Below are 1,793 nucleotides of genomic sequence, written 5' to 3'. Positions count from 1 at the left end.
GAGGCGGCCACCCAGCTGACGGGCGCGAGGTACGGCGCCCTCGGCGTGCTCGGCCACGAGGACTTCCTCGTCGAGTTCGTGACGACCGGGCTCAGCGCCGAGGAGCGGACCGCGATCGGCGACCTCCCGCACGGGCGCGGCATCCTCGGCCTGTTGATCCACCATCCGGAGCCGATCCGCCTCGACGACCTGACGCAGCACCCGCAGGCGGCCGGCTTCCCGCCCCACCACCCGCCGATGGGCACCTTCCTCGGCGTCCCGGTGCGGATCCGCGGCACGGTGTTCGGCAACCTCTACCTCACCGAGAAGTCCGGCGGGACGGCGTTCACCGAGCAGGACCAGGCCCTGGTCGAGGCGCTGGCCAGCACGGCCGGCTTCGTCATCGACAACGCCCGGGCGTACGGGCTGAGCGAGCGGCGGCGGCAGTGGCTGGAGGCCACGGCCGTGCTCGCGGAGGCTCTCCAGCCGCCACTCGAGATCGAGGACGGGCTGGCGGAGGTCGCCCGCTCCGCACGTGCGATGACCCGGGCGTCGGCTACCGCCGTGCTGCACCTCCAGGACGGTACGGCGGTCCACACGGTCTCGGCCGAGGCCGGGGCAGAGCACGCGGTCGAGGAGGCTCTCGTCGAGCTTGACACGAGGCCGTGGCCGCGCCCGGACGCCGACGCCGTGGACGTGCCGCTGGGTGGCTTCGCGGCCACCCTCGTACCGATGCGCACCCACCTGCTCGGCTCCGCGCTGCTGGTCGTGCTGCACCCGCCGGGCACCGCGCCGGCGGCGTACGACGAAGGCGCGCTGCTCGCGACGTTCGCCGAGCAGGCCGGGCTCGCGCTGGACCGCGCCCAGGCGATCGAGGAGCGCTCCGAGCTCGCGGTGACCTCGGACCGCGAGCGGATCGCCCGTGACCTGCACGACGTGGTCATCCAGCGGCTGTTCGCGACCGGCCTCCAGCTCCAGGGCGCGGTCGCGATGGTGCGTGTGCCCGAGGTCGCAGAGCGCATCGACGCGGCGGTCGAGGCGCTCGACGTGACGATCCGCGACATCCGCAGCACGATCTTCGAACTCCAACACCACGGCCATGGCGACTCGCTGCGGGCCGACCTGCGACGGCTGGTGGAGGAGTACGCGCCGCTGCTGGAGGTCACGCCGACGGTCCACACCGAGGGTCCGGTCGACACCGTGGTCTCGCGCGAGGTGCGCGAGCAGCTGGTGCCCGTGCTGCGCGAGGCGCTGTCCAACGTGGCCCGCCATGCCGCCGCCGAGCACGTCGAGGTCCACGTGGCCGTCGACGACCGTGAGCTCCGGATGACCGTCCTCGACGACGGCGTCGGCGTCCCGCCCGACGTGGCCGAGAGCGGCCTACGCAACGCGCGCCGCCGTGCGTCGGCGCTGGGCGGGACGCTCGGGATCGGCTCGCGCAGCCCGCGGGGCACGTCGTTCGTGTGGCGGGTGCCGATCCGTTAGCCGAGGAGCTTGCTGGCCAGGACGGCGGCCTGGGTGCGCCGCTCCAGACCGAGCTTGGCCAGGATGCTGGAGACGTAGTTCTTCACGGTCTTCTCCGCGAGGAACATCCGCTCCCCGATCTGCCGATTGGTCAGGCCCTCGGCGATCAGGCCAAGCAGCTTGAGCTCCTGCTCGGTCAGCTGCGCGAGCTCGGGTGCGGTGGTCTGCGGGTTCCGCACGCGCTCCAGGACACGCGCGGTCAGGCTCGGGTCGATCAGCGAGTTGCCGGCCGCCACCTGGCGGACCGCCTCGACCAGGTCGTTGCCGCGGATCTCCTTCAGCACGTAGCC

At 73.0% G+C, this 1,793-nt stretch carries 2 protein-coding genes; one reads left to right on the top strand and one right to left on the bottom strand.

What is annotated here, in order from left to right; genetic code table 11:
- On the top strand, positions 1–1,464 hold a 1,464-nt coding region (locus tag ACYQ0U_RS22650; protein WP_459976148.1), incomplete at its 5' end, for a GAF domain-containing sensor histidine kinase.
- Here the strand turns inward: ACYQ0U_RS22650 and ACYQ0U_RS22645 are convergent.
- Positions 1,461–1,793, bottom strand: a 333-nt coding sequence (locus ACYQ0U_RS22645) for a LuxR C-terminal-related transcriptional regulator (protein WP_459976147.1), incomplete at its 5' end; no start/stop codon positions are given. The two genes, ACYQ0U_RS22650 and ACYQ0U_RS22645, sit on opposite strands and share 4 nt — an antisense overlap.

The sequence above is a fragment of the Nocardioides pyridinolyticus genome (genome assembly GCF_054653575.1).
This window is presented reverse-complemented; position numbering and strand designations above follow the sequence as displayed.